Below are 26,790 nucleotides of genomic sequence, written 5' to 3' on the forward strand. Positions count from 1 at the left end.
TGCAGCCGACCACCCGCGCTACACAAAAATCAAAGTCAGTCAGCTAAATCCTATAAATCCTGGTTCAGACGATTAACGGCCTCTTCAATCCGCTCTTTTGGCATACACAGCGACACCCGGATATACCGGTTTCCTTTCGGACCAAAAATAAATCCAGGGGCAATAAATACATGCTTAGTCCGCAACAGATCGTCGACCAGCGTCTCCGCCGATTCAACCGAATCGGGCAGCTTTGCCCAGATAAACAAGCCTTCCTGATCGGTGGTATAGCTACAGCCAAGCGCATTCAGCAACGCATGCACCGCATCCAGCCGACCCTGATAGACCGCGTTCCGTTCGCGGTGCCAATCGTCTGAGTTGGTCAGGGCTTCGGCAGCGGCATCCATCAATGGCTTGAATTGTCCTGAGTCAACATTGCTCTTGATGGTCAGCACCGCATCGACATAGTCTTTGGCGCCGGCCATCCAGCCAATGCGCCAGCCCGCCATGTTGTGCGACTTACTGAGCGAATTCAGCTCAACGGCTACCTCTTTCGCACCGTCCACCGATAACAGGCTGATAGGCGGTTTTTTATTGAGAATCAGGCTGTACGGGTTGTCGTGGCAGAGCAGAATCTGGTGGTCATGGGCGAACCGAACCGCTCGTTCGAACAGCGATCGGGTAGCCGGAGCTCCGGTTGGCATGTGCGGGTAATTCATCCAGATAATCCGGGTTCGGCCCGCCGACTCGGCCACCAGATCCGTCATGGCTTCCCAGTCGGGTTGCCAGCCGCCATGTTCCAGCAACGGGTACTCACGAACGCTGGCACCGACCATATTGCTCACAGCCCGGTATGCCGGATAACCCAGTTCAGGAACCAGCACGCCATCGCCCTCATTCAAAAACGTGAGCGAGATATGCGTGATTCCTTCTTTGGAGCCGATAAGCGGGAGAATTTCCGTCTCTGGCTCCAGCGACACACCGTATGTATGCGCATAAAATCGGGCAACACCCTGCCGAAGCCCCGGCGTCCCCTTGTACGATTGATACCCGTGGGCATTGGGCTGCTGCGCCGATTGGATCAACGCATCGATGGTATTGGCTGAGGGCATCAGATCGGGATTACCAATGCCCAGGTTGATAACGTCATGTCCGGCGGCCTGAAGGCGACGGACTTCGGCCAGCTTGACCGAGAAATAATACTCCTGCGTTTGGTCGGCGCGATGAGCGAGTGGGATAATCATGACCGGGGTTACACGGATTGTTGGATCGACAGCTTTTCGCGGGCAAACCAGCTATGCTACTAAGTTGGGGGGCAAAGATACTCGTCCGACGAATGCCATGAACCATCGGGCCGCTATATGCATGGCTTTTTCGAGTATGACCGTAGTACCGAAGCTCCTGCGCCGGTCATAAAACGGACCCACAGGCAGATTCCAGCCGGAGCCAGCGCTGCGGTTCTACATCAAAGTCCGTCACTCGAATCAAACGAATCCCGGTTCCGACAGGTACTTCAGCAACGGAGCCAGGTGCAGCGCCTGAATCATTTCGCTCTGGTTAATAATGTCCATCGCCCGTTCCGGCGATACCAGATGCACGGTAATTTCCTCGGTTTTTTCGAGATGCTGCGCCTGTTTACGTTCAACACCCGTTGCCAGAAACGCATAGGTCAGGTTGTTGTGCGTACCCGGATTGGCCGAAAGCGTCATAAGCGGCCGCCACTCGCCACCGCCGAACCCGGTTTCTTCCAACAGTTCGCGCTGAGCCGCCACGAGCGGCTCTTCGCCCGCATCGATGACCCCGGCGCAGAGCTCGTAGTGAACCCCCGCAATGCCATGACGGTACTGACGAATCAGTACCAGTTGCCCGTCGGTCGTCACCGCCACTACGTTGACCCAGTTGGGATATTCAAAGACAAAATAATTGGGAATGGCGCCCCCGTTTTCCATGCGGATCGCGTCTTTGCGAACCGTAAACCACGGCAATTGATGAATGTATTCGGAGGTGTCGACCTGCCAGGGCCGCGGATCATTGTCTGTCGTCATGCCTGCAAAGGTAGGCACGCCTGGCAGTTTTTTCGGTCAAATCATATTAACCACCCGGTCTGATTCGTTGTAGAGGGGACTTTTGCGATTGTCATTTTTACTCGTCCAACTCACGACCTGATGCGAAACGCCATTGCCTTTGTTGTTGCTACGTTATGCTTTTTCTTTTCGTCCTGTCATCGCCCAACTGCCTATTTTCAACCAACTCCTCGTCCGGCTGCTGCCCGATTATCGGTCGACAAACCAACCGATCAGGCGGTAACGTCGATACCTACGCTCCCGGATACGGCAGCCGTTCTCGCTGAGGAGCTGGCGCTTCTTCCCGAACTTGCTACCGGCAGTGCCAGCCTGAACCACGCACCCGTTCAATCGACGAAGGCTCAGGTTGCGCATCGCATACGGCACATTCAATCGCTGCTGACAGCACCAGCCCGATCGACGGATAAACAACCGGAACCCAAACGGAAGCTTAAACTGGGTAACAAGATTCGTCAGAGTCTGGGTATGAAACTACGTCCGGAACTGAACTGGTGGCAGCGCATTAGCTGGAAGCTCAAAGCAGCGGTGATCGTTATTCTGGTAGCGCTGCTGTTCGCTATTCTGCACGTAACGATCCTGGCGATTATCTTCGGCGTATTCGGAGCCTTTTTGTTGCTTAGCGGTCTAAAACGATCCTTCAAAGTCCGACGTCCGTGGTTTTAACATGTCGGCAGAATTGACAACCGGCGCGAAAAAACTACGGCAAGCGCTGTACGCTCTTGTAAATCAAATCGATGTATCGTTTCCGGTCGATGTCGTAAACGAAGTCCACGTTCGGCGTTTTTTTCAGCACGTTGAAGAAATCGACGACCGTCGTGCCGGTTGTTAGCGCGCCCGCCACTTCTACGTCGACAAAACAGGGCTTTGTCGTAAACAGGGTTGGGTCGATCAGCCAGGCGATGGCGCAAGGATCGTGCAGGGCCGCTCCGCCGTTTAGTTCCGGCCGCTCCTGGCGGTAATAAATGGAAAAGAAATCCATCAGTTCAGCCACCACTTCTCCCGACCGGTTGCCCATGGCCCGGAAAGCTTCGATATCTTCCTGAAACACCAGCGCTTTGTGAGTTACGTCCAGTCCGCACATCGTAATCGGTACCCCGGAATGAAATACGACCGCGGCCGCTTCGGGGTCGACGTAGATATTGAATTCGGCTGTTGGGGTGATGTTGCCACGAAACGCACCACCGCCCATCAGCGAAATCCGTTCGATTTTAGGTTTCAGATGCGGATAAGCCAGCAGAAAAGTCGCAATGTTGGTCAGAGGGCCGGTGGGCACGAGGGTTATTTTCTCAGGGCTTTCGGTCAGAATCCGGGCTATGGCTTCGATGGCCGGTAAGGATTCGTAGTCCAGGCCGGGATCGGGCAGCATCGGTCCATCCATGCCCATTTCGCCGTGTACGTGGTCGGCAATGATCAGGTCACGAAAAAGCGGCTTTTCGCAGCCTTTGTAGATTGGAATATCCGCACCCATCAGGGCTTTGATCTTGAGCGCATTCGTCAGCGTCTTGGTCTGGGTCTGGTTACCTGCCGAGGTAGTAATTGCCTTGATATCGAAGGCGTTGCTGCCGACGGCCAGCATCAGCATTACCGCGTCGTCGTGGCCGGGGTCGCAGTCGATGAGTATGGGTATTTTTTTCATAACGGTTGCGTTAGGGCAATTCAGCGGTTGGCCGCTACCGAAACAGGCGGCAAATATAGCACCGGGTCGGTATGCGAACAGCCAAAATTTACAAGGCGATTTATCGCTACTGAATTGTCGAGTATCTTCGCTATTCGTTTGGGTAACTTTACTAAAATCAGATGCACTTCCCGACAACTAGTTTACTTGCTGCCCTGATCGGATTAAGCCAGATCAGCACGTTATCCGCTCAATCGGATGCTATCCCCGCCGACGCACAGCGCGTTGCCAGAATGGTTCGCCCCGACGCCATCCGTACTCACATGAGCATTCTGGCCAATGATTCACTGCGCGGACGGAAGCCCGGCACGAAGGGATTCGATATGGCTGCCGATTATGTGGTTGGGCAGCTGAAGGCGCTGGGGTTCAAACCCGCGGGCGAGAATAAGGCTTACCGGCAGGATGTTCCGCTGCGACGTTGGCAGGTCAATGAAGCCAACAGTACGCTAACCCTCATCGTCAAGGGTCGGGAGCAGCCGCTGGCCTACGGAAAGCAGTTCATTCTGAATCCAGCGCCCGACCACGCCACCAGCGACGTAACCGCGCCGGTAGTTTTTGTTGGTTATGGCGTGACGGCACCCGAGTTGAATTATGATGACTATACGGGCATCGATGTGAAAGGGAAGATCGTTGCGTTTTTTAACGGGGCTCCCAGCTCGTTCCCGTCGAATCAGCGAGCGTATTATTCTTCCTCGAAAGCTGAAAACGCAGTAGCCCACGGAGCCGTCGGGACGCTGGCTTTTAGCCTGCCTACCGACCTGCGAAACCGGATCGAAACGGCGGCCCCACGGGCTCGGCAGGGCATTTATCGGTGGGTAGACAAAGCCGGAAAGCCACAGCGAACTTACCCGGCGCTTCAGGGAGCAGCCTCGCTCAGCGATTCGACGGCCCGGCTGGTTTTTGCCAGCGCGCCTACACCGTTCAAAGACGTGATTGCACAGGCTCAGAAAAATCATCCACAGGCGTTTCCGCTGAATTTTTCGGTCAGGATGAAAACGCAGACCGATGTGGTGGAGGATGTGGCCGGGTATAATGTAGTGGGACTGCTGCCCGGTTCGGACCCGGTTCTAAAAGATGAGTACGTAGTTTGTGCAGCCCACATTGATCACCTGGGCGTGGGGCGGCCCGTCAAAGGCGATTCGATTTACAACGGGGCGCATGACAACGCATCGGGTGTGGCAATTAACCTGGAAATGGCGCGGCTGTTTGCGTCGTTACCGAAAGCACCCCGCCGATCGATTTTGTTCGTAGGGGTAACCGGCGAAGAAATGGGGCTGCTGGGGTCCGATTATTTTGCCAGTAACCCAACTGTACCTAAAGAAAAAATAGTGGCCAATCTGGCGCTGGACATGCCCTTTTTCTTCCACCCGCTGCTCGATATTGTGCCCTACGGAGCCGAACATTCCAGCTTGCGTAAAGAAGTGGAACAAGCCGCTTCCTTCCTGGGTCTTAAAATCAGCCCGGACCCGATTCCCGAACAAACTGTATTCATGCGGAGCGATCATTTTAGCTTTGTGCGGCAGGGAATTCCGGCCCTTTTCGTTAAAAGTGGCTCGGAAACTGGCAACCCGAATCTGAATGGAACGAAACTCAACCTCGAATGGCGGGCCACCATCTATCACACCCCCCAGGACGACATGAACCAGCCGTTCGATTTCAGCGCGGCTGCCAAACATGCCCAACTGCAATTTCTAATTGCTTATTTAACCGCTCAGAGCGACCAGCGCCCCATCTGGAATCAGGGAGATTTTTTCGGAACAAAATTCGGGAAGAGTTCGCTGGTTCGGTAATGATTTTTGATTAGCGCTCGCTTTAGCATAGATAGCGGGCCGAAGCTCGCGATAGATTTACTCCGCCTGCGTGGGGCTTCCTTTCAGTTGTAAATCCCTGACCTGGCTTCTGACTTTCCGCATGAACGATTTTCCGGGATCGGTTTTACCGGTCAGGTAGTTCGGGTCGGTTTCTTTCCAGAGAGGTGTTCCGATAAAATCTTTGTATTCGTAATGCCCGATCAGGTATTCGATGTCGTAACGACGTTTGAGGTAGCGAATCAATTGCACATTGGCTTTGATCTGCGCTTTGGTCAGGTTGTTATTACCAATGTTTTCGATGCCTATGGCGCAGTAATTCAGGCCGATACAGTGGCGGGCAAAAGTGGTGTCCGGCAATAACCGGAAGATGGTACCATCGCGGTCGACTACAAATGGCACCGATGTGTTCAGAAGACTGGCCGCCTGCAGATCGGCCCGGCCCGGCAGTATGCTGGGATTAAACATAGCGAAGGTCGCTTCGAACGTTGGAATACCCGTCCAGTGCAGAACAATCATTTTGGGTTTGATGTAGGGCTCGGCCTGCTGAATACCGTGTCGTTTCGCCAGGTAGTCGAGAGAAAGTTTCCGGCGCTCCTCATCGAACACAATGGGCTTATCGATCATACGGAACGGAGGCTCCTGAGCCCGGCAGAAACCGAGCGTGAGCCAAGCTACCAGAGGCAGGATTCGAAGCAGGTGTTTCGGAACGGTGATCATAGGGTTCGTGCGTAGTCTGGCTGAGAAAGTACAAAAAAAGAAAATCCTCTCAAGGCGGGAGGATTTTCTTTTTAAACGTCACAAATCAGCGCTGATTCTACCACCGGGAAGTTTTTCCTGCGGTGTCGTCTATGTCGCCGTACCTGAAAAAGGCTTATTTCTTATCCCACCAAAGCGGTTCTGCTAAGGTAACTTCAGTCGGTACGTTGCTTCCGTTTTTGGAGGTTTCCCCGCTAGGATACGCAGCGCGCCGAATGAACGTAGACAGTGCTGCATTCACCGGCAGCTTAAACCCTTTATACTGGTAGTCATACCGCCGGGCGTCGTTCCAGGCTTCCGGATTGAGGTAGGTAGCCACGTACTTCTCCTTGAAGATGAGATCGATGGTCAGCGCCGTTGCCCCAACAGCAACCACCGGATTGGCCAGATAAGCATCGCGGGCGGCAGTGGCTACCCCGTATTTATCCATGTTCGCCTGAATACCGGCCAGGTAAGCGGCATACGCCCGGGCTTTATCGCCCGACCGGAAGGCCGCTTCGGCTTCGATAAATTTCAGCTCGGCGTAGGTCGCAATCAGCAGGGGCGATGTATCGCCGGTAAGGGGCGAATTGAGCGAAATGTAGTTCTCATCTTTAATGGTATTGGCCGCGCCAACATTACCCTGGCCATTGATGGTGCCTTTGTAATCGTTGTTGACGGTTTTATCCGTGATTTTCTCGATCCGGGGGTCGAAAACTCCATACGTCGTGCTATTCAACTGATTGACTAACTGGGCCGAAAGCCACCCATCGAGCAACAGATTGGCGTTGTCGCGGGCTACCTGCGCCCAGGGGTTACGCAGCTGGAAAGTGGCCATCTGCGCGTCATCGGCGTTCGAGGTGTATGACTTCGAGACCGCATCCAGCACGTCGGCCGCTTTGTAGGTTCCCTGTTTCGTCACTTTGGTCAGCATCCGGGCTTTCAGCATATACGCGGTTTTTATCCAGGCAGCTGTACTGCCTTTATGGATCAGGTCGTTGGCCGCGTTTAATTTAAGCTTCGAATCTGTTTTGGCGAGTTCCGTAATTGCCTCATTGAGTAAGCTGAGGGCCGTCGAATATAAGGTTTGCCCCGTATCGTATTTGGGCGTGAGGGTAGTGCCGGTAAACGCATCCGAAAAGGGTGCATCGCCAAACATATCCGCAATGAGCGTCAGGTGGTAAGCTAACATGACGTCTGCCGCGCCTACGTACTCCGATGCGCCCTGCTCCTGAGCGAATTTTTTCATGTCGTACAAATCGGCCATGCCAAAATAAACATAATCCCAGGTGCCCGTATAATCTGTACTCTGGTAGGTATCGGTTGGGCTGGCCGTGCCTGGACTAGCCAGATACTGCACAAAATAGGATGTAATATTGGCTACCCGCTGCGAATTCAGACCGGTCTTCTGGGTCGTGGTCGACAGGAGCGAAGCCAACGGCGGATTCGAGATCAGGTTTGGATTGCTGTTGAGATCGAAATAATCCTTACAACTGCTCAACAGGCTCATTACAGATGCCGTCAGAATCAGTAGTGTATATCGTTTAATGTATGAGTTCATTGGGATCAGAAAAGAAATGAATTAAAATCCAACGTTCAGCGTAAACAGGAAGCTTCGTACGGCTGGATAAGTAAAGCCAGCAAAACCGTCTACATTACTGCCGCTGTTGGTGGTGGATGCCTCCGGATCATAGCCCGTATATTTGGTCCACAATGCCAGGTTATTACCCGTTATGCCCAACCGCGCATTTTTCACAAATGACTTTTTGAGCACCGACGTCGGCAGATTATAGGATAACCCCACCGAACGGATTCGAACCCAGGAAGCATCTTCGATAAAGTTTTCGGATACGCCCCGGTGCACGTTCCGGTAAAACCCGTTGCCGTAGTCTACGCCGTCTGGCCCCTTGCCCTGTCCCAGCCAAACTGCTTTCGTGTTTTTGCTGCCGTCGGCCAGTACTCCGTCGAATACTTTGATATCGTTACGATCTTCGGTGTATTTGGCAATGCCGAACGCCGAGAAGAAGTTACCCATCTGGTTATATCGGTCCTGACCGACGCGGGCGTCCATCAACGCCGTCAGCGTGAAGTTGCCATACCGCACGGTGTTCGTCAGACCACCAATCCACTTGGGTTGCGTATTGCCTAACAGACGCTGTTTGGTATCGATAACCGGGAATCCATTGGCACCGATCACGATCGGGCGACTTTTATCGACCGTCGTCGAATTGTCTTCGCCGGCGCTGGAGTAATAGCGCTGGTAGCTCCGGCCGTACAGATTTCCGTAGGCCAGGCCCGGCACCAGTTTCATGGTTACCGTTGAGTTGGCATAGCCGTACTCAGTCGCGTAACTTATTTCGGTCAGGCCTTCGCGAATGCTGAGGATTTTATTCCGGTTAGCCGAGAAGTTGAGGTTCACGTCCCAGCTCAGCTTGCCTGCCCGGACGGGTGTGCCCCGCAGGATCAGTTCGATACCCCGGTTGCGCATCTGCCCCGAGTTGATGGCTGCTTTTTCATAGCCTGTTCCCGACGACACATTCACCTGAATGATCTGATCTTTACTGATTGAATTGTAATAGGTCACGTCAAGGCCCAGGCGGTTGTTCAGAAAACTCATTTCGAGCCCTCCTTCAAAAGTATCGGTGAACTCTGGCCGCAGATTCGGATTGCCTAACAAGGAACTTCTGGTGAACCCGGTCAGACCAGACGGTAAAGTCTGATAGGATGCGTAACCAGTAGCCGTCGAATAAGGCGCGGCATCTTTTCCGATTTTGGCGTACGACGCTCGCAGTTTCCCCAGGCTAATGAACTGAGGTAACTTAAACTGCTGCGAAAACAAATACCCGAGGCTTATCGATGGGTAAAAAAATGAATTGTTGGGCGCCTGAAGCGACGAAGTAATATCGTTTCGGCCGGTCAGCGTCAGGAAGAGATAATCCCGGTAATCCATCGTCAATTCACCAAATATCCCCATCAGGCGATAATCTTCGCCGTTTTGGGTAGGTACCACCGTTTTGGCATTGCGCAGATCGAAATAGTTGTAGACCGTCAACTCGGTACCTTCTGCACCAAAGCCCCGGATTTTGCGGTCATACAGGTCGTGCCCAATCCGTAGCGTGGTGTTGAAATCCTGCCCGAATTTATGGGTCGCACTGGCCGTGAACGTCGAGGTAATGGCCCTGAAGTTAGTATGATATTGGTTGATGAAGCCCAGCCCATTGTCTTCTGATATGTATTCGCCCGTCAGACCCGTGGGGCCGGGACCCGTGCCAAGCCGATCATCGGAATAGGTATCCAGGCCAGCCCGGTAATTCAACGTCAGCCAGCTCAAGGGCGTATAAACGAAGTTTACCCCACCGATCAGGCGGTTGACGTTGTCCCGGAATTTGTTGGTCATGGCCGTATAGATCGGATTGGCATTATCTCCGGAATACGTATTCATGGTACCATCGGGTTTCAGATAATCCCGGACATCGTAGCGTGGTGACCAGTAACTCAGGAGTTCGCTGTACCGCCCTGCGTTGTAGCGGTCGCCCCCGGAGTTGATGTAATTGAGGTTGACGCCCGTGCTGAACTTGTCGCTTAATTTGACGTTCGTATTCAGCCGAACCGACAGCTTTCCGTAGTTTGTAAAGGGAATGATGCCATCCTGTGTCAAATGCGAAATCGATGACAGGAAGTTGATCTTGTCCGTACCCCCCGAGAAAGACAGGTTGTTCTGAAACTGTTTGCCGGTATTATAGGCGTCCTTGAACTGATTGTACAGTTTTGCCGGATGCGTCGGGTCGATCTTGATGGCATCGGCGACGGTCGGTCCAAACGAAGGCCAGAAGCTGTGCGGATCATATTGCCCCTGCCAGCCAATGGTGTATTTATCCTGCACCTCCGGGTATTTGTTGACGTTTTCAAAGCCGTAGGTACCGCTGTAACTACCGCGCAGGGCGCCTGCTTTACCCGATTTGGTTGTGATGACCACCACCCCGTTGGCCCCACGCAGGCCATACAGCGCCGTAGCCGCCCCACCTTTCAGAATGTTGATGGTTTCCACATCGTCCGGATTGATATCGGCAGCCCGGTTGGTCATGCCCCGGCCATCTGCCCCCGAATTTGTTGTTCCCGTGGAGGTACTATTGTCGAGCAGAACGCCATCGATCACAAAAAGCGGCTGGTTATCGCGGCTCGCATCGATCGAGTTGATGCCCCGGATCAAAATTCGGGCCCCCTGACCCGGTGCCCCACCCGTACTGGAGATGGTTACCCCGGCTACTTTCCCCTGCAACGCATTGACCAGGTTGGTCTGATGATTTTGCACAAGCTGCTCGGAGTTTACGCTCTGTGCGGCATAGCCGAGCGCTTTCTTGTCGCGGCTGATTCCCAGCGCGGTCACCACCACTTCATTCAACACTTTGTTGTCCTGCTTCAGTGTTACGTTGATGCTCCGGCGGCTGCCCACCGCCACCTCCTGATTTTCGTACCCAATATAACTGAATACCAATACGGCATTCGCGGCATTCACGCGCAGGCTATATCGCCCGTCGGCATTGGTCAGGGTTCCGGTTGTAGTGCCCTTCACGGATACGTTTACGCCGGGCAGCGCACTACCATCGCCATCCGTAGAAACAATTCCGCTTACGTCGGCCTGTTGCGCCCTAACGAGCGACGAACTCAGTAGTGATGTCAGCACCAGGCAGACCTGTAAAATTTTCTTCATGTTTGAGTAAGTGTTAATATGTACTTGAAAGCGGTGAATGCGCAAAGGTATGGCCTAACTAAAATTTTGCAAAGCTTTTAAATAGACAAATTTTATTTTGTGTACTTTGGGGTAGCCAGGGTTGAGGTTTACTTCTCAGCATCAGGACATAAGCTTTTCGACCACTCAACCTCGATGAGCATTGCCATTGCCGGTGGTGCGTGTACGGCCTTCCAAGGCTAGGTGACTAAGTAGATTTAACTAATTTTTAATTGCAATTTTATGGGTGTTTAATTGCAATTTTGTCGCTTTAGGGTGGTTAGAAACGTTGTTTTTTTGACCCAAGCTTATCGAATGATTTTCCGGAAAGTACTATATCAGCTTCTGTTGATCGGCTCGGTCAGTCTACCAGCCTCGGCGCAGACTATACTCACTCTGCGACAGACTCTTCAGCGGGTTCGGGAGAATAGCCCAGCCCTGCGCGTCGAGCGGTTCAACATCAATGCCGCTCAGGCCGACCAAACCACTGCTAACCTGCGTCCGAATCCGGTTTTAAATAACCAGACGCTGTTGCAGCTAACGCCGACACCCGGTGCGGAAGGGGCCAATCTGTTGAATCGACAACGGCGGCAGTTCTGGTTGCAGGCGACCAAGGAGTTCGACATTCACAACAAACGGTTATACCGGAGTCGCTTCGCCGAGGCCAATACGAATCTGGCAGTCCGGAGCGTAGCCGAAACGGAACGTGGGCTGCTGTTCGATGCGGCCAATCGGTATCTCGATGCCTGGTACGCCCGTATTCAACTGGCGTTGCTGGAGCGGGCCAAGGCCAACGTCGACACACTAGTGCAACTGAACAAAGTGCGGCTGAAAAACCTGGTGATTACCACTACCGACCAGACACGTACCCAACTGATTTCGGATCAGTACGACATACAGACCCGAACGGCAATCCAGGAACTGCGCAATCGGCTGAGTGAACTTCGGCTGGTAGTTGGCTCCGCCGACAGCGTGACGGTTGCGCTGAACGACTCGATCGTCAACCCGGCGTTTTCAAATCCGCTACGGCTCTATCCAACGATTAGCACGAGCGCCGACAGTTTGTTTAGGCTGGCCTCCACAACCCGCAGCGACGTGCAGGTAGCCCAGGCAAATCTGGAGTCGGCCCGGCGCAATGTAGATTTGCAGCAGGTGCTGGCCAAGCCACGTAACGAAGCCGGTCTTATCTGGAACCCCCAGAACGCCATTCCGTACGCGGGGGTGTTTCTGACACTCGAACTGCCGGTATACAGCCGCAATCAGGGCGAAATTCAGAAATCGAGGGTGTTGCAGGAGCAGGCGGGGCAGGCAGCCGCGCTGGTACAGGCCCGGATTCGGTCGGAGGTAGAAACCGCCTACCAATCGTTCATGACCAGCCGGCAGAACATCGACCGCTATATCGCGATTCGGCGCGATGCCGATCAGGTACTGGCTTCTGTGCGCTACGCCTACCTGCGCGGAGCAACTACTCTGATCGACCTGCTCGAAGCGCAACGGTCGTGGTTCGATACGCAAACCGCTTATTACCAGACCTTATATACCTACCGTCAGAATTACGTCCGGCTGTTGTACGCAACCGGTCAGATTAATTCGTATTAATGAATAATGGATAATGAATACTGTAGAATGAGTACTTAGCTTCTGATTATGAGTGCATTATGCATTGTTCATTATCCATTATTCATTGCAAGAAAACCATGAAAGTTAGCTCCCTGTTCCTGCTCATCTTCCTTCTGCTTGGCTGTAAGGAAAAGCCGAAGCCCGTCGTTACGTCGATTCCCCGCCCGACGGTCAGTGCCGATGGAGTTCGGGTATCGTTTCCGGACGCGGCCATGATTCGCCCTTTTGTAGTTCAACCCGCTCGTACATCGGCCATTCACACCGATTTCTCGGCACCGGGGCATGTGGCAGCTATGGTGCTGCGGTCGGGTGAGAATCCTGCTGAGCGGCTGGTGCTTTTCGATGACCCCGGCCTGTCGGATAATTACACGGCTATCCTGCAGCACCGGATCAACATCCAGACCGAGCGGGGAAACCTGGAGCGGGTGAGAGATTTGCAGGCGCACGGAGCCGCTTCGGGTAAGGAAGTCATCGAAGCCCAGACCCAACTGGCAAACGAGGAAGCCGCCATTATTTCAGACGAAGCTACGCTTAAACTTGCCGGTTTCGATCCGGCGGCCCTGCGCCATGCGGCTCCCAACACGATTCTGGTCGTTTGCGAAATTCCCGAGAATCAATTCGGGAGCATTCGGAAAGGCCTGGTCTGTGCGCTGAACTTCACGGCTTTCCCGAACGAGCGCTTTACTGGCCGGATCGACAACGTAAACGATTACGTCGACAATACTACCCGTCAGATCAAACTCCGCATATCCGTAGCCAATCCCGACGGACGGCTTAAAGCCGGTATGTTCGCCACCGTTGAATTCGGAGTTACGGAAGGGCAGTTTATCACCGTTCCGCGCGATGCGGTTGTGACCGTGCAGGGCCGCGACTACGTCTTTATCCAGACCGGCCCGCAGGCTATTGAACGGCGATCGGTGCAACTGGGTCAACAACGGGCCGATCAGGTGGTAGTACAGAGCGGGCTGAAAGACAGCGATCGGGTGGTGGTCCAGAATGTGATGCAGTTGAAAGGACTAAGCTTTGGGTATTAAAAACAATGAATAATGGATAATGAACAATGGATGATGAGAACGCAGCCATCAGGACCAGGATCAGCCATTATTAACTATTCATTATCCATTATCCATTAAGGAGATGATTCAGCAATTAATAACGTTTTCCCTGAAAAACCGCTGGGTGGTAGTGGGTTTGGCGATTGCCGTAATGGGACTTGGCCTGTGGTGCTTTAAGCTGCTTAAGATTGAAGCTTACCCGGATATTGCCGATACCAACGTCATTGTCATTGCCAAATACGATGGTCGGGCCGCCGAAGAGGTAGAGCAGCAGGTGACCATTCCGATCGAGCGGGTACTCAACAGCGTGCCGCACGTAACGGACCGCCGGTCGCGGACGATCTTCGGCCTGTCGGTGGTGCAACTCAACTTCGACGAAACCGTAACCGATTATTTTGCCCGGCAGCAGGTAATCGAGCGGCTTACGGGAGCCCAACTGCCCGACGGTGTAGAGCCCGAACTGGCTCCGCTAACGACGGCCGTCGGCGAAATTTATCGGTACGTAATCGAGGCCCCGCCGAGCATGACACCGATGCAACTGCGTGATTTACAGGATTGGGTCATTATCCCCCAACTGCTGCAGGTGCCCGGCCTGGCCGACGTAACGACCTTTGGTGGACCCATCAAGCAGTATCAGGTAATTCCGGACCCCGCTAAGCTGCGTAAATACAGCCTGACACTACAGGACGTTATTGAAGCGGTTCAGAAAAATAACCAGAACACGGGTGGAAACGTCATTGCGCGCGGAGGGCAGGGTTTCGCCGTACGGGGACTAGGGGCGCTGAAAAGCCCCGACGATGTCGAACATATCGTCCTGAAAGCCAACGAAGGTGTACCCGTACTGGTGCGCGATGTTGCCAGCGTAGAAGTCAACCCACCGTCGCCGTCGGGGATACTGGGCTACCGGATTCCCGACGAACACCTGGACGTGATTGGCGCTACCGAAGGGATCGTGCTGCTGCGTCGGGGCGAAAACCCCAGTGAAGTGCTCGAGCTGCTGAAAGAGAAAATCGCCGACCTCGAAGCGCGTGAGTTGCCCAAAGGCGTCCATCTCCGCATTCTCTACGACCGGGGGTTTCTGATCGACCACTCGCTCGAAACGGTAGCGCATACGCTCATCGAAGGGATTTCCATCGTGGCCATTCTGCTGGTACTGTTTCTGGGGAGCCTGCGGGCCGCGCTGGTCGTTACGGTCACGATTCCGTTCTCGCTGCTGTTTGCTTTTATTCTGATGAAGCTGGTGGGTATTCCGGCCAACCTGCTATCGCTCGGTGCCATCGACTTCGGCATCATCGTCGACGGTGCCAGCGTCATGGCCGAACACCTGATCCGAAGGTATCGGGCCACTGGTCCGGCGGAGCGAAATCAGGGAATAGTGAATGTAACAGCACGCTCAGCGGGGGAAGTCGCGCGGGAAATCTTTTTTTCCGTAACGATCATCATTTTGGCGTACATGCCCATATTGCTGATGCAACGTGTGGAAGGTAAGCTGTTTAGCCCAATGGCGCTGACCCTATCGTTTGCCGTGATCGGCTCGCTGATTTGCGCGCTGACGGTCATCCCGGTCCTGATTTCGTTTGCCTTTCGAAAGGCGCTGGCACCGGATGGCAAGCCCCTGAAAGAGCACAAAAACTTTCTGCTGTCGCCCCTGGAGCGAGGCTATCAATGGCTTTTACGATCGACCCTGTTTCGGATGCCGCGTGTGGTTGTGGGCGTCGGAATGGCGATTGTACTGGTTATGATCGGCTTCGGACTTAAACTGGGCACGGAGTTTTTGCCCGAATTGGATGAGGGCTCGATTTTCATGCGGGCGTTTATGCCCTCAGGAATCACGATTCAGGAGAACGCGAAAATCTCGCCTAAAATCCGCGATATCATCAGCACCTTCAAACCCGTCAGTTTTGTGATCACCCAGGCGGGCCGCAACGACGACGGAACCGACCCGTTTCCCACCGACCGTACCGAAATTCTGGTCGGCCTCAAAGACTACAGCACCTGGTCGGATACCATTTCGAAGAAAGAAATCGTGCGCTCGATGCAGAACAAGCTGCAGGAAGCCTTTCCCGGTGCCTTTTTCTCGTCTGGTCAGCCAATCATTGACCAGGTGATGGAGATCGTAACGGGCAGCGCGGCTGATCTGGCGATCTCGGTAGTGGGTAACGATTTGACGCTGATGCGGTCTAAAGCCGACAGCATTGCGGCTCTGGTTAAAGGGATGAACGGAGCCGTGTCGGTGAATATCGAGCAGGAAGGCCCACAGGATCAGCTTGCCATTCGGATCAACCGACCTGCAGCAGCCCGCTATGGCATCAATGTTTCCGAAATCGAAAACATGATCGAAGCGGCCATTGGCGGAAAAGCCATCGGGTCCATTTATGACGAAGCCAAACGCTACGACATCGTCGTACGCTTCACGCCCGAAAGCCGGGGTAGCATCGATGCCATTCGGCTTTTGCAGGTGCCTTCAGCCTCAGGAGCGCTGATTCCGATGAACGAGCTGGCCGATATCCGGTACGTGCAGGGGCAGACCAACATCTACCGCATCAACGGCAAGCGGATGGTGACGGTCCGGACAAATATTCGTGGGCGGGACCAGGGTGGTTTCGTGAAAGAAATCAGTCAGAAAGTACGTGAACATGTTAAAATCCCCGAAGGCTACAGTGTTATCTACGGTGGGCAGTACGAAAATCTCGAACGGGCGGGTGGCCAGCTGGCCATTTCTATTCCGCTGACCATCGTCGTTGTGTTTCTGTTCCTGTTTATGCTCTATGGCAACGTTCGCGATACGCTCCTGACGCTGACCTGTCTGCTGTTTGCACTAGCGGGTGGCATTGGGGCGTTGTTGCTGAGGGGCTACAATTTCAACGTATCGGCTGGGGTGGGTTTCGTCTCGATTTTCGGCATTTCCGTCATGGCGGGCGTTTTGCTGGTGTCGGCCCTGAACCGGAACCTGCTCAGCAGCTCGAAGTCATTGCTCGAAGTGACCATCGAAACGGCACAGGAACAGTTTCGGGCCATCATGGCGATCATGGTTGTGGCGATTATCGGTCTGGTTCCGGCGGCTATTTCGAGTGGTATCGGCTCCGACGTGCAACGGCCTCTCGCTACCGTAATTATCGGCGGATTGACCACGACCCTGTTGTTTGCTCCGCTGATTATTCCGCCGTTGTTCTACCTCGTCAACCGCCGACGGCCGCGCCCTACTCCCCTGGATTCGACGGGGCATCATATTCCGGAGCCAATCGAGGAAGGCACGGAGATGTAATTTTAGTGAAGAGTTAAGAGTGAACAGTGAAGAATAGCGCAATACCAATTATTCTTCACTGTTCACTCTTAACTCTTCACTACTTTACGCAAACTTCTCCAACTGCTTCACCAGTACGTTGAAATCCTTGGGATACGGGGCGACGAACGTTTGCGGTTCTCCATTCAGCAGTGTAAACGTCAGCGAATGCGCATGAAGCGCAACCCGGTGGATCAGAGGTTGTTCTTCAGTGCCCTGTTTGAGGTTGAACTTGCGTTTTATCGCCGACAAATACACCGGTTCTCCGCCGTAGGTGGCATCGTTGACGATCGGTGCTTTCAAACACATCAGGTGCACGCGAATCTGGTGCATCCGGCCTGTAATGGGCATGCATTCTACCAGCGTAGTAGTGCGAAAAGCGCGTAGCGTATTGAAAATCGTTTCGGCCACTTTACCTTTCTCGCGATCGATCCGAACGGCAGTGCCATCTTTGATCGGCGAAATAGGCAGGTAGACCGACACATCCTCAAAATCGTGCACGCCATTCGTGACGGCATGGTAGCGTTTGGTAACCTCACGATGCTCAAACTGCATGGCCAGATGCCGGTAGGCTTCCGGGTTTTTGGCAATTGCCAGAATACCCGACGTTTCTTTATCCAGCCGATGCCCCAACTGTGCATCGGCATGATACGCTTTGGCCATCCGCACAATACTCTGACCACTCCGGTCGGTTGTCCGCTCATCGAGCGAAGCCACGTGGGGCGGTTTATTGATCAGAATATAATCCTCGTTCTCGAACAGAATGAGGTCTTCAAAAATCAGTTTCATTGATGTAGGTCATTCATAGTCATAAATAGTCATTAGAAAAACGATCACTGACACGAATAACTATTTATGACTATGAATGACAATATATATCGAACACAAAAAGCCTCCTCCTGACCGGAAGAGGCTCAATGCTAGCATCCTGATAAAACCTAGATTGACAGCGTACCGCGCTCGTGAGCTTTGCGGATCGTTGCTTCCAGACCGTTTTTATTGATGGTCTTGATCGCCGATGTAGCGACTCTGAGCGTAACCCATTCGCCGGTTGATTCGACGAAGAACCGCTTCTTCTGCAGGTTCGGGAAGAATTTACGCTTAGTCTTATTGTTAGCGTGAGAAACGTTGTTTCCCGTGCGTGTGCGCTTTCCTGTGATTTGACAAACTCTGGCCATTACCGTACTCGTTTTCCGTATGAGGGCGCAAAATTGGCTAAATTATTCATAACGTGCAACTCATTCCCGGTTTTTTTTGAATCCATATGGGCAATGGCGACAACCATTCCGACAGCAGTAGCCCCGTTTCAGGTGATAGGCCGCCGTAAAGACCACATAGCCTTCGGGAGTCAGGTAATAGTCTTCATCGGCTAAACCCGGAATTTTTTTCTTGGGTGAAGGCGGTGGCATCGGTTTGGGGGTCTGTAGAAGAAAACGTATTTTTGAAAGAACGGGCTACGCTCCGGGTTAGTTGCAAAACCAGCCAGTGCGTCGCTCAGGGACATTAATCCTTACCACTATGATACTCGAACCAACGATTCCGACCTCATCGGCCGATAAGGCGATGCAACTGGAGTGGCATTACGGTGCCCATAATTATCACCCAATTCCGGCAGTACTGTCGCGGGGGGAAGGCATCTTTGTGTGGGATGTGGATAATAAGCGCTACTTCGATTTTTTGTCGGCTTACAGCGCCGTGAGCCAGGGGCATTGCCACCCGCGCATCATCAACGCTATGATTCAGCAGGCCCAGCAGCTGACCCTGACATCGCGGGCGTTTTACAACGATAAAACGGGTTTGTGCGAAAAATACCTCTGTGATTACTTCGGTTACGATAAAGTGCTGCTAATGAACTCCGGAGCCGAAGCCGGTGAAACGGCCCTTAAGCTAACCCGTAAATGGGCGTATAAAGTGAAAGGTATCCCGCAAAATCAGGCAAAAACCGTTTATGCCGCCGGAAACTTCTGGGGCCGCACGCTAGCCGCTATTTCCTCATCGACAGACCCGAGCAGTACGAATGATTTCGGTCCGTTACTGCCCGGCTATATCATCATTCCGTATAATGACCTGGTTGCCCTGGAGGAAACGTTCCAGCGTGACCCCGACATTGCCGGTTTCATGATCGAACCCATCCAGGGAGAGGCCGGCGTGGTTGTACCTGACGAAGGCTACCTGCGTGGCGTGCGCGCGTTATGTACTCAGTATAACGTACTCTTCATTGCCGACGAAGTGCAGACGGGTATTGGGCGAACGGGCAAGCGTATCGCCTGCGATCATGAAGGTGTCAAGCCGGACTTACTCGTGCTGGGTAAAGCGTTATCTGGCGGCACCATGCCCGTATCGGCCGTGCTGACCTCCGATGAAGTCATGCTGACTATTAAACCCGGCGAACATGGCTCGACCTATGGAGGCAACCCGCTTGCCTGTGCCGTCACGATGGAAGCGATGCAGGTTGTCGAGGATGAAAAGCTGGCGGAGAACGCGACCGTAATGGGCGAAATTTTTCGAAGCCGCATGACGGCCTTGACTCAGAAGACGGATTTAGTAAAGTCGGTTCGGGGAAAAGGGCTCCTCAATGCCATCGTTATCGCCGAGCGTCCGGAATTCGGCGAAGAAACTGCCTGGGAAATCTGCCTGAAGCTGAAAGACAATGGATTGCTTACCAAACCCACCCACGGCGATAAAATTCGATTTGCTCCTCCGCTGGTCATCAACGAAGAACAAATGCACGAAGCCTGCGATGTCATTGAAAAGACGATCCTGGCGTTTTAGATGATACAGAATAGATCGCTGGTATTCGTCAATCTGATATTCGCGTGCCTTTGTCGGCATGACACCGGACGGACGACTGACTTAACCAGTCAGAACCGCTGGTGGCCCACGTAGTTCAAAAAATTGACCGACTGATTGAGATGGATTCGGGATCGGTTGATAGAAAGGACTGGCATCCGCCAACCTGCTTTGTAAAGCACCAAACAGGTTGGCGGTAGCGATCTACTGCAAGGGCTGACCGTTTTTGAACGTAGCTACTAAGCGTTCGCCACCAGTGAAATAATAGGTTCCTTTTCCGTTCGGTACGTTTTTCTGAAACCAGCCTGCGTATTTATCACCGTTGCGGTAGTAATACACACCGTAGTCATGACGGAGATTATCCCGAAAATTACCTTTGTATTTGAGTTTCCCATCGGCGTAATATTCTACGCCTTCGCCGTGTTTATCGCCTTCTTCGAATTCACCCGCGTAACGCTCACCGGTTGGGTAAACAAAAACACCGGTACCGTCTTCACAATCACCCGAAATACAACCTACGGCAGCACGGACGGGCGCTTTTGGAACGACGACCGGCCGGCTGGCCACAGCAGGGGTTGCCGCTGAGGTGAGGGGTTTGGGCGCTATGGCCGCGGGCGTTTTTACGGCCGTTCGGCTTTTCGGATACATAGCCTCGGCTTCCAGCCAACCCTTTCGGATGGCGTCCAGGCGAGCTGGTTTGGCAGGGTGGGTCGAGGTTGCATGCTCGTCGCCCAGCGCCCTGACGGCTACTAATGACTCATCCAGCGAGGCCCCCAACTGATGGAGCACGAAACCAGAAAACTTGTCGGCTTCGATTTCTTTCTGAGGTTGACCACCCCGACCGTCGATGGTATGGCCCTGTAGATGATGGCCAATTTCGTGCGCCATGATGCTGATGGCCGACCAGTCAGTTTCGGTTTCTTCCTCAATTTGTTGCATGAAAGACGCGTCGTACACAATAAATCGCTGGCCTTTCAAGACTGTAGCAAAGCAATTGTCGGTATTCGAACACTCGATTACTTTGAAATTCCGCATTAGGCCGATGGGCTTCAGAATCCGGTCGACGACGCGCTCGGCATGACCGTTGGACGATGTATTCGGAGAGCAGACGACCTGCTGATCTACTTTTCCACCAACGTACCGACAAATGAAGGAGCCCGATGTTGGAATCTGGGCGAAAAGGGGGCTAACAGCCGCACCAATCAATAAAATAGAGAGAGAAAAAGCCGATCTCACAGGCATAACCGGATGAGGTTAATCGTTCAACACGGCTGAATAACGATGGAAAGCGGCTGAGCATTGTGATCGGTTTTGTGGGAAGTGCAGAAGTTCGTTTAATTTTCTACCTTTCTGAGAAAAGCCATAACCTGGCCTGGAATTACAACGCTTTTCTCTGAAGATGGATCTTTTACGTATAGGTAGAAATGGTTAACCTAAGGCCTCGTCTATGAAAATATTGTGGTTTTGCCTGGTTGGATTGAGCCTGGTCGTGGGCTCATCCTGTAAGAAACCCGTAGAGCCTGCTGCGTCGGGACCGTTTTTGAAAACGGTGGTTGAAACCCGAAACCTGCCCGACGATAGTCTGACCATTACGTATCAGTACGATCCGATGGGGCGGCAGCTTAGCGAAAGCTATCAGGGTAACTATAAACCTTCGAATATCCATGATATATACAGTCCGTCGGCTATGCCTGCGCCATCGAACACCACGGATCAGTACCGACTGCATATTTTAGATGCTCAAAATCGGGAAGTTGCGGTCAAACGGTATTTCGCCCAGTACGGTTCGCACTGGTCTGTTTTTGATTCGGATACGATGGCGTATGAGGCAAATCGGCTGGTGAGGCAGGAGCATAAAGACTTTTTCTTTATAGTCGATGGAATGGGGCTTGCCTTCAATTATCCGTTGTGGGTAACCAGGCGACGTTTTACCTACGATCCCCGGCAGCATATTCGCTCCGCAATCGATTCGGTATTCATAACTCATGATATGCCGGCCGGAACCGTCGTTTTAGCTAACGCTCCTGCTACATTTCTGTATACTAATCAAACGACTTACGACTACGACGACCAAGGCAAAGTAGTGACGAAAACGGCCGTGTCCAACGATCCGAAAAAGCCAATGGTTTACAGCAATGGCTGGGCCTTGCTGGACACGGAAGGAAGAGGGTATGCGGCTTCGGTACGTATGCGCTTTACGCCGGGAATTACGACCTATGCTTACGAGTACGATGCCGCTGGGCAACTGACTCGCAAAACAGCCACGTATACAGCCAATCGAACCGCTCAGCCGTACGTAAGTACGTTTATCTACGAATACGGGATGAGTCAGTAGCAGAACAGCTACAGATGATCGAAAATGGTCCTGGCAAATGATACGTCGGAGTTCTCGTCTGCCAGCTTCTGAAGATTCACGGCTGAGTAGGGGAGACCCTCGGTCAGTACCTGCTCCAGAAGCTGGCTGATGGCGGTTGGTGAGGTCGAGTCGGCTACTACGCCCAGTTGCTCACTCGTTACCAGATGGCCCAGATAGCCGTAATCGGAAGAAACTAACGGTTTTCCGGACACAGCCGCCCGGATAATGACCGACGCCATGCCGACGTGTCGCTGATACAGGGTCAGCACGTAATCGGCCAATTCAAAATAAGTTTGAATAGACCGGCCTTTCACTTCTTTGAAGACGCCAATGAGCTGGACACTCGGGCTGACCGTTGTCATGAGCTGTTCGATTTTAACCTGGTATTCGGGTTTTATGGCACCGACCAGTAGAACGCAGACTTGTCTTTGTATAGCCGGGTCAACCTGATTGAGCGCTGCCAGTAAAGGCTCTATACCCTTCCGATCGTCCAGGTGACCGAACAGCAGAAAAACACGCCGGTTCGGCTCGATTCGTAGGGCTTCGCGTAGCTTTTCTGTTTCGTCGGTGGAAATCGTGTACGTCTTTACCGGATCGGGGAGAGGCAGGATATTCACGCGGGAATTCATCGCACGAATACGCGTGATGGCGGAGTGATCCAGACAAAACAGATTCGTCAGTCGCTTGCGCGCGAGTATGGCCAATAGAGTTGCCTCTTTTCGAATGACGTTTAAACGGGCCTTCAGACCGCGTGTAGTAGCGTAATGAAAATCCGGACGGAAATAAATGCCCGAAACCGCACAGGGCGCCTTTTTACCTAACAAAAGCCCAAGCTGAAAAATATCGAAATACATTAGTAAAGCGTGCGTTGGCTGGTAGCGCCGGCAATAAGTCAGGAGCAAGTCCCACTCTCTAAGCGACCGGCTCACTACCGATCCCTGATGAGTATGCCTTATTTCCTGCTGCGAAAGCGCTACAAACTGAACCTGAGCCTGGGCAGGTCCGTCTTCCAGCAATTGCTCAAACATGGGCCCGAATGCGGCCTGGGTTACAACGACAAGTTCGCCCTGGGGCTGGGCGCGAAGCCAGTAGTGAACAAGATGGCACAGGTAATCGGCGTGATGGCCATCAATGGTGGTATCAAAAAGCAGAATTCTTCTCACGATGCTTGCGCGACGACACGCTGATAAACTTCCAGGGTTTGGTTGACCACGTTTTCGGGCGAGAAATCCAGCTGCCGTCGATACCCTTTCTGGCGCAGCGACAACCGAAGCGATGCATCCCGAAGAATCCGCTCGACTTGCTCCCGAATGGAGGTTTCGGACTCCGGGTCGAAATACAGAGCCGCATCCTGCGCCACTTCCGGAAAGCAGGACGTATTGCTCAATACGACGGGGCAACCAGCCGCATAAGCTTCCAGAATCGGAATGCCAAACCCTTCATACAGTGATGGATAGACGAAAGCCAGTGCGTGCTGGTATAAGCGGTAAAGAATAAAATCGTCGATCGGATAATAAAGCACGCGCCCGGCTAATCCCAGATTTTGGATAAGTTGTGCTTCCTCCTGACCGAACTCTCCGCCCCCCGCGCAAAGCAAATGAACCGACTCATGGGCTTTCAGGACGGGCGTAATGGCTTTCAGAAAAAAATCGAAATTTTTATAACTGCCGCGCGCTCCTACATACAGCAGGTAAGCGGCTGGTGTCTGAATCTGGAACGTGTCCGGCACAGACAAATCCCGAAAATTAGTGGCATGGTAAACCACCGTAATTTTCTCCGGGTCAAGTCGAAAAATGCCGATTAAGTCTTTCTTCGTGTTTTCCGATACGGCAATGATATGTGCGGCCCGGTCGAACAGGAGCTGTTTTTGTTCTCTGGAAGCGTTGTCGAGGTGACCGAATTTATCCGGAAACTTATCCTTCGTCGCGTCGTGGTACGTAAGCACGAACGGCTTGTGGCCAATAAACCGTAAAAAGTAAGGATGGAAAAATGTAGGGTGAAACAGGTCGTAATTTTTCTGCATAATCAGCAGAATACTCCAGAGCCGGTTAACCTGCGAAAACAGCATGTTTGTTTTCATATAGCCCAGAAAATACCGAAAAGGCTGGACCGTAAACTGGCGACTCTCTTGCAGATATAGATTGTTGGAAAACCGAACCGAGAGCTGGACTGCTACCCCTTTTTGCCGAAGAGCCACCATTAAATTATAAAAATACCGGGCTACCCCTCCATACCGCGACGCCGTGAACGCCTGATGATCGAACAATATCTTCATATCCGGCGCAAGTTTACGCATAAACTCCGTGCCGTTGCGTACGAAGCGGCCAGATTACCGGGGAAGATACCTGGCGGATTGGCCCAAAATCTGGCCACTAGCAAACCCGTTGCCCGTTTTTTTATTTGAAATGTTGTTTGGCTACTTTACCCTTGGCCCCCACGGCATAACATGTTCCTTTGGCGCACGCAACCGAATGAAACCCCTCCGTATCGAGTCGTTGCCAGGTCTGACCCTGATCGGCCGACAGGCTGGTTCCGGATGGGCCGATAGCGAGGAGCCGATCGCCGGGAAGCAACGTTACGGCTTCTTTCAGACCGGGCGGATCGGTTGGCGAAACCAGTTGCCAGGTTTGTCCGCCATCGCGGGTGATGGCCGCATTCGGGCCAGTTTTCTGTTCTTCTTTGTAATTTCCGCCGACGACCATGCCATTTTTATCACTGAAAAAATGCATGCCGAACAAGCCCGTCGCTTCGCCACCGGGTAGTGGCGTGGTCGCTACCGTCCAGGTACGGCCCCGGTCGCGGGAGCGAAATACGCGCCCAAGGTGACCACCACCCGAAGCAATCCAGACATTGCGTTTGCCCTGTACAACCAGGCTGGTACCGCTGGCGGCAAAGGCTGCTTCGCTGGGTTCCATGGACGGAATGGCCGCGGGCGCCACTGGCTGCCAGGACTGGCCGCCGTCGTCGGTAGTCAGGATAAACCATTTGCCGTCGATGGGGTCGCTCATGACAATCCCATGGTCTTTGTCCCAGAAGTCCAGATTATCGAAAAAAACGCCTGTTTGCTGGGTTTGGTAGAGCAACGACCAGCTTTGTCCACCGTTGGTTGTTTTATAGAGCCGGGCGAGGCCTTTCTCGGCCGGGCCGGCGCTCATCAAATAGGCGGTCTGCGCATCGATGGCCTGCACGTCGCGGAAGTCGCAGGCTTGCGCGTCGGGAACGGTGCCTGTCTGCCAGGTTCTACCCCCGTCTGTCGTTCTGACAAACGTACCTTTGGTGCCTCCGATCCAGACGACATCGGCGCTGGCAACACTTACGGCCCGGAAACTGGCGTCGGTCCCAACGGCCTGTGTTTGCCATTGGGCAAAGGTAGCGCAGGCCGGAAATAAACAGACGAATAAGCCCAGTACGACGTGTTTCATCAACAGACTGTTAGTGCTACGCAGGAAAATCCCGGACGACGAATAAAAATACTACACAGGGCCACGAATTTCCTGTGCTTACGGCCTCCGGCTATTGGTTGTCGTCTGTTGAGATGCCGATTTAAGCCGCTGAATTTCCTCCTGCAGGCTGTTGGATTTGAAATAGTAATACAGACCAAGGATCAGAAAAACTTTCGATAGCACAAATACCGCAATGAAAGCCGCCCGCCAGTATTTATGAACCCGGATGTGTGTATCGCTAACTTCGACCTGGATATAGGGCGATTCGGCCGGTGCGGGTTCGGGTTGTTTAGCTTGCTGTTTGGAGCGTGGCTGATCGGCTTCCTGCCATTTTTTGACTTCCGTTTCGCTGATTCGCAGCTCGATTTTTTCCCGGATGCCAGGCGGGGGAGGTACGGCGTTGCTTATAAAATAATCTTCCATAGTCGCTTCAAGCTCAGTCAGCTGAGCTAAAACTTCCGGATCAGTAGCCAATACATGCTCTAATTCTTCGCGCTCTGTTTCGGCAACCAGGCCTAGCAGGTAAGCTTCCAGAATTCCGCTTGTCAAATAGTGCTGGGTTTCCAAGGCCGATTTAATTAAGACGAACGTAGATGTTTAAAATAACTATAAAACGCCTTAAACACATTCGTCGTGGATAGATTTAATTTTTCCGCTACAGCTTCCGGTGTATATCCCTGACAGAACGACAAATTAAAAACGATTTCTGCGATATTCACTGCATCGTTCGACTGCGCAAACGGGATGGGTGAATCCGGCAGATTGACTGAGACCGATTTGGCCGCCAGTGCTTTGGTCCTTGCCAGACGTATAATTTCGCCGGCTGTTGGTGCCTCCGGGCAGGCACTTAGGGGAGGTGAGGCAAACAAGTCCATCAACACCTTCTGGGCTACTTCTGGTTCCGGAATAATGGTTAAAATGATTCCGTATGCCATTGCACTATACTTGTCGTATAAGGCAAGCTGATCTACCGCTCCAGAAACTTCCCGATAGGCAGAGTCTATATTTATTCGTTTTAATGCACCCATTCTGTCGAATGAAGTCTAATAGGACTGTAGTAATTAAATCTATAGGCTTGTATCCCGCGTACTTTAGAGTACTATATATGGCGCAATTTACATAAATATTGGAATTATTTTACTTATTCTCGCTAAAAGGTAAACTTAAATATATCAATAGGTTTATTTGAGCGCCAGCAAATAGAGATAGTCTAATTTGTAAGCGTACAAA

The 26,790-nt window shown here is 52.7% G+C and carries 22 protein-coding genes; 7 read left to right on the plus strand and 15 right to left on the minus strand.

The features are described 5' to 3' along the window. Positions 1 to 50 precede the first annotated feature (50 nt). Both ACYVC2_RS17315 and ACYVC2_RS17320 read right to left on the minus strand, forming a co-directional pair. A complete protein-coding gene (locus tag ACYVC2_RS17315; RefSeq protein ID WP_461103950.1) occupies positions 51 to 1,223 on the minus strand; it encodes a pyridoxal phosphate-dependent aminotransferase in 1,173 nt (390 codons plus the stop codon). A 240-nt stretch (positions 1,224 to 1,463) separates the two neighbouring features. Next, positions 1,464 to 2,024, minus strand: coding sequence for an NUDIX hydrolase (locus ACYVC2_RS17320; RefSeq protein ID WP_461107172.1), 561 nt, complete (start codon positions 2,022 to 2,024; stop codon positions 1,464 to 1,466). Between the two features lie 120 nt (positions 2,025 to 2,144). Between ACYVC2_RS17320 and ACYVC2_RS17325 the strand changes: the two genes are divergently transcribed. Continuing rightward, positions 2,145 to 2,726, plus strand: a complete 582-nt coding sequence (locus ACYVC2_RS17325; RefSeq protein WP_461103952.1) for a hypothetical protein — start codon at positions 2,145 to 2,147, stop codon at positions 2,724 to 2,726. Between the two features lie 34 nt (positions 2,727 to 2,760). On the opposite strand, the gene ACYVC2_RS17330 is transcribed toward ACYVC2_RS17325, so the two are convergent. Continuing rightward, a complete protein-coding gene (locus ACYVC2_RS17330; RefSeq protein ID WP_461103954.1) occupies positions 2,761 to 3,699 on the minus strand; it encodes a nucleoside hydrolase in 939 nt (312 codons plus the stop codon). Positions 3,700 to 3,860: 161 nt separating this feature from the next. Here ACYVC2_RS17330 and ACYVC2_RS17335 point away from each other — a divergent pair, with 161 nt between their 5' ends. Next, a complete protein-coding gene (locus ACYVC2_RS17335; protein ID WP_461103956.1) occupies positions 3,861 to 5,528 on the plus strand; it encodes a M28 family metallopeptidase in 1,668 nt (555 codons plus the stop codon). Between the two features lie 57 nt (positions 5,529 to 5,585). On the opposite strand, the gene ACYVC2_RS17340 is transcribed toward ACYVC2_RS17335, so the two are convergent. From ACYVC2_RS17340 to ACYVC2_RS17350, 3 genes are all read right to left on the minus strand, one after another. Continuing rightward, entirely contained in the window at positions 5,586 to 6,266 is a 681-nt protein-coding gene (locus ACYVC2_RS17340; protein WP_461103958.1) for a peptidoglycan recognition protein family protein, read from the minus strand. 154 nt (positions 6,267 to 6,420) lie between these two features. Then, positions 6,421 to 7,845: a SusD/RagB family nutrient-binding outer membrane lipoprotein gene (locus ACYVC2_RS17345; protein ID WP_461103960.1), complete on the minus strand. Its 1,425-nt coding sequence runs from the start codon at positions 7,843 to 7,845 to the stop codon at positions 6,421 to 6,423. 21 nt (positions 7,846 to 7,866) lie between these two features. Beyond that, positions 7,867 to 10,995, minus strand: coding sequence for a SusC/RagA family TonB-linked outer membrane protein (locus tag ACYVC2_RS17350; protein WP_461103962.1), 3,129 nt, complete (start codon positions 10,993 to 10,995; stop codon positions 7,867 to 7,869). 333 nt (positions 10,996 to 11,328) lie between these two features. Between ACYVC2_RS17350 and ACYVC2_RS17355 the strand changes: the two genes are divergently transcribed. From ACYVC2_RS17355 to ACYVC2_RS17365, 3 genes are all read left to right on the plus strand, one after another. Beyond that, positions 11,329 to 12,612 (plus strand): TolC family protein, encoded by a 1,284-nt coding sequence (locus ACYVC2_RS17355; RefSeq protein WP_461103964.1) that lies wholly within the window; start codon positions 11,329 to 11,331, stop codon positions 12,610 to 12,612. Between the two features lie 98 nt (positions 12,613 to 12,710). Continuing rightward, a complete protein-coding gene (locus tag ACYVC2_RS17360) occupies positions 12,711 to 13,667 on the plus strand; it encodes an efflux RND transporter periplasmic adaptor subunit (protein WP_461103966.1) in 957 nt (318 codons plus the stop codon). A gap of 103 nt (positions 13,668 to 13,770) precedes the next feature. Continuing rightward, complete coding sequence (locus ACYVC2_RS17365; RefSeq protein ID WP_461103968.1) at positions 13,771 to 16,953, plus strand: efflux RND transporter permease subunit; 3,183 nt, start codon at positions 13,771 to 13,773, stop codon at positions 16,951 to 16,953. A gap of 84 nt (positions 16,954 to 17,037) precedes the next feature. Here ACYVC2_RS17365 and ACYVC2_RS17370 read toward each other — a convergent pair whose 3' ends face one another. The 3 genes from ACYVC2_RS17370 to ACYVC2_RS17380 all read right to left on the minus strand — a co-directional run bounded on the left by ACYVC2_RS17370 (position 17,038) and on the right by ACYVC2_RS17380 (position 18,380). After that, positions 17,038 to 17,760, minus strand: coding sequence for an RluA family pseudouridine synthase (locus ACYVC2_RS17370; RefSeq protein ID WP_461103970.1), 723 nt, complete (start codon positions 17,758 to 17,760; stop codon positions 17,038 to 17,040). Positions 17,761 to 17,909: 149 nt separating this feature from the next. Beyond that, positions 17,910 to 18,149: a 50S ribosomal protein L28 gene (gene rpmB / locus ACYVC2_RS17375; RefSeq protein WP_461103972.1), complete on the minus strand. Its 240-nt coding sequence runs from the start codon at positions 18,147 to 18,149 to the stop codon at positions 17,910 to 17,912. A 60-nt stretch (positions 18,150 to 18,209) separates the two neighbouring features. Beyond that, positions 18,210 to 18,380 carry a DUF5522 domain-containing protein gene (locus tag ACYVC2_RS17380; RefSeq protein WP_461103974.1) on the minus strand — a complete coding sequence of 57 codons (171 nt, stop codon included), beginning with the start codon at positions 18,378 to 18,380 and terminating at the stop codon, positions 18,210 to 18,212. A 109-nt stretch (positions 18,381 to 18,489) separates the two neighbouring features. Here ACYVC2_RS17380 and rocD point away from each other — a divergent pair, with 109 nt between their 5' ends. Next, positions 18,490 to 19,743: an ornithine--oxo-acid transaminase gene (gene rocD, locus ACYVC2_RS17385; RefSeq protein WP_461103976.1), complete on the plus strand. Its 1,254-nt coding sequence runs from the start codon at positions 18,490 to 18,492 to the stop codon at positions 19,741 to 19,743. 222 nt (positions 19,744 to 19,965) lie between these two features. Here rocD and ACYVC2_RS17390 read toward each other — a convergent pair whose 3' ends face one another. Then, a complete protein-coding gene (locus ACYVC2_RS17390) occupies positions 19,966 to 21,003 on the minus strand; it encodes a M48 family metalloprotease (protein ID WP_461103978.1) in 1,038 nt (345 codons plus the stop codon). Positions 21,004 to 21,208: 205 nt separating this feature from the next. Between ACYVC2_RS17390 and ACYVC2_RS17395 the strand changes: the two genes are divergently transcribed. Next, complete coding sequence (locus ACYVC2_RS17395; RefSeq protein WP_461103980.1) at positions 21,209 to 22,096, plus strand: hypothetical protein; 888 nt, start codon at positions 21,209 to 21,211, stop codon at positions 22,094 to 22,096. 8 nt (positions 22,097 to 22,104) lie between these two features. Here ACYVC2_RS17395 and ACYVC2_RS17400 read toward each other — a convergent pair whose 3' ends face one another. From ACYVC2_RS17400 to ACYVC2_RS17420, 5 genes are all read right to left on the minus strand, one after another. Continuing rightward, entirely contained in the window at positions 22,105 to 23,280 is a 1,176-nt protein-coding gene (locus ACYVC2_RS17400; RefSeq protein ID WP_461103982.1) for a glycosyltransferase, read from the minus strand. Then, the gene (locus tag ACYVC2_RS17405; protein ID WP_461103984.1) at positions 23,277 to 24,413 is read right to left on the minus strand and encodes a glycosyltransferase family 4 protein; all 1,137 of its coding nucleotides are present in this window, start codon (positions 24,411 to 24,413) and stop codon (positions 23,277 to 23,279) included. Before ACYVC2_RS17405 ends, ACYVC2_RS17400 begins: the two co-directional genes overlap by 4 nt. Before the next feature lie 100 nt (positions 24,414 to 24,513). Further along, positions 24,514 to 25,539 (minus strand): WD40/YVTN/BNR-like repeat-containing protein, encoded by a 1,026-nt coding sequence (locus ACYVC2_RS17410; RefSeq protein WP_461103986.1) that lies wholly within the window; start codon positions 25,537 to 25,539, stop codon positions 24,514 to 24,516. A 78-nt stretch (positions 25,540 to 25,617) separates the two neighbouring features. Beyond that, complete coding sequence (locus tag ACYVC2_RS17415) at positions 25,618 to 26,109, minus strand: hypothetical protein (protein ID WP_461103988.1); 492 nt, start codon at positions 26,107 to 26,109, stop codon at positions 25,618 to 25,620. A gap of 29 nt (positions 26,110 to 26,138) precedes the next feature. Beyond that, the gene (locus ACYVC2_RS17420) at positions 26,139 to 26,588 is read right to left on the minus strand and encodes a hypothetical protein (protein ID WP_461103990.1); all 450 of its coding nucleotides are present in this window, start codon (positions 26,586 to 26,588) and stop codon (positions 26,139 to 26,141) included. Positions 26,589 to 26,790: the final 202 nt, after the last annotated feature.

This window comes from Spirosoma koreense (genome assembly GCF_054777875.1).

Coding starts and splice junctions, on each gene's coding strand:
- ACYVC2_RS17330 (WP_461103954.1), bottom strand. CDS start 3,699: ATGAAAAAAATACCCATACTCATCGACTGCGACCCCGGCCACGACGAC.
- ACYVC2_RS17410 (WP_461103986.1), bottom strand. CDS start 25,539: ATGAAACACGTCGTACTGGGCTTATTCGTCTGTTTATTTCCGGCCTGC.
- ACYVC2_RS17355 (WP_461103964.1), top strand. CDS start 11,329: ATGATTTTCCGGAAAGTACTATATCAGCTTCTGTTGATCGGCTCGGTC.
- ACYVC2_RS17370 (WP_461103970.1), bottom strand. CDS start 17,760: ATGAAACTGATTTTTGAAGACCTCATTCTGTTCGAGAACGAGGATTAT.
- ACYVC2_RS17380 (WP_461103974.1), bottom strand. CDS start 18,380: ATGCCACCGCCTTCACCCAAGAAAAAAATTCCGGGTTTAGCCGATGAA.
- ACYVC2_RS17320 (WP_461107172.1), bottom strand. CDS start 2,024: ATGACGACAGACAATGATCCGCGGCCCTGGCAGGTCGACACCTCCGAA.
- ACYVC2_RS17315 (WP_461103950.1), bottom strand. CDS start 1,223: ATGATTATCCCACTCGCTCATCGCGCCGACCAAACGCAGGAGTATTAT.
- ACYVC2_RS17405 (WP_461103984.1), bottom strand. CDS start 24,413: ATGCGTAAACTTGCGCCGGATATGAAGATATTGTTCGATCATCAGGCG.
- ACYVC2_RS17340 (WP_461103958.1), bottom strand. CDS start 6,266: ATGATCACCGTTCCGAAACACCTGCTTCGAATCCTGCCTCTGGTAGCT.
- ACYVC2_RS17395 (WP_461103980.1), top strand. CDS start 21,209: ATGAAAATATTGTGGTTTTGCCTGGTTGGATTGAGCCTGGTCGTGGGC.
- rpmB (WP_461103972.1), bottom strand. CDS start 18,149: ATGGCCAGAGTTTGTCAAATCACAGGAAAGCGCACACGCACGGGAAAC.
- ACYVC2_RS17365 (WP_461103968.1), top strand. CDS start 13,771: ATGATTCAGCAATTAATAACGTTTTCCCTGAAAAACCGCTGGGTGGTA.
- ACYVC2_RS17335 (WP_461103956.1), top strand. CDS start 3,861: ATGCACTTCCCGACAACTAGTTTACTTGCTGCCCTGATCGGATTAAGC.
- ACYVC2_RS17350 (WP_461103962.1), bottom strand. CDS start 10,995: ATGAAGAAAATTTTACAGGTCTGCCTGGTGCTGACATCACTACTGAGT.
- rocD (WP_461103976.1), top strand. CDS start 18,490: ATGATACTCGAACCAACGATTCCGACCTCATCGGCCGATAAGGCGATG.
- ACYVC2_RS17390 (WP_461103978.1), bottom strand. CDS start 21,003: ATGCCTGTGAGATCGGCTTTTTCTCTCTCTATTTTATTGATTGGTGCG.
- ACYVC2_RS17360 (WP_461103966.1), top strand. CDS start 12,711: ATGAAAGTTAGCTCCCTGTTCCTGCTCATCTTCCTTCTGCTTGGCTGT.
- ACYVC2_RS17345 (WP_461103960.1), bottom strand. CDS start 7,845: ATGAACTCATACATTAAACGATATACACTACTGATTCTGACGGCATCT.
- ACYVC2_RS17325 (WP_461103952.1), top strand. CDS start 2,145: ATGCGAAACGCCATTGCCTTTGTTGTTGCTACGTTATGCTTTTTCTTT.
- ACYVC2_RS17420 (WP_461103990.1), bottom strand. CDS start 26,588: ATGGGTGCATTAAAACGAATAAATATAGACTCTGCCTATCGGGAAGTT.